The organism is Mycobacterium angelicum, assembly GCF_002086155.1.
Lineage (GTDB): Bacteria > Actinomycetota > Actinomycetes > Mycobacteriales > Mycobacteriaceae > Mycobacterium > Mycobacterium angelicum.
The window spans coordinates 1-676 of record NZ_MVHE01000239.1; the positions used below are offsets into that span (position 1 = coordinate 1).

A 676-nucleotide genomic window follows, 5' to 3' on the forward strand; every position below is an offset into this window, starting at 1 on the left:
AAAGCCAACTCGACACCGTGCTGAGCGCCAAAGCCGACGCCGCCTGGCATCTGCATGAACTCACCGCCGAGCGCGAGCTGGCCGCGTTCGTCTTGTTCTCCTCGGCCTCAGCCACCCTGGGCAATCCCGGCCAGGCCAACTACGCCGCGGCCAACGCGGTGCTGGACGCCCTGGCCCACCACCGGCCCGGTGCGACCAGCCTGGCCTGGGGATACTGGGACAGCCCCTCGGGCATGACCGCCCACCTCAACGAGGTCGACCAAGCCCGCGTCACCCGCACCGCCTGGAACCCCATCACCCCCGATCGCGGCCTGGCCCTGTTCGACTCCGCTCTGGCCCACCCCCGCCCCGCCCTACTGCCAGCGCCACTGAACTCCCGGGCTCTGGCGCGCCAGGCCCGTCACAACACGCTGCCCCCGATCCTGTCCGCACTGACCACCGCGCGACCCCAGGCCGCATCCTCTGGCGGTCGGCAAAGCCTGGCCACCCGACTGGCCGCTCAAAGCCCCGACCAGCAACGTCATACGTTGCTGGCGCTGGTCATCACGACCACCGCGACCGTGCTGGCCCACCCCGACCCGGCCAGCCTCGACCCCGACCGGCCCTTCAAAGACCTCGGCATCGACTCCCTGACCGCCCTGGAACTACGCAACGCCCTGGCCCAGCACACCGGCCT

Annotated in this window: 1 protein-coding gene; it reads left to right on the forward strand. The window is 70.9% G+C overall.

Annotation, left to right across the window (positions count from 1 at the left end; genetic code table 11):
* Positions 1-676, forward strand: a 676-nt coding sequence (locus BST12_RS29190; RefSeq protein ID WP_139802075.1) for a beta-ketoacyl reductase, incomplete at both ends; no start/stop codon positions are given.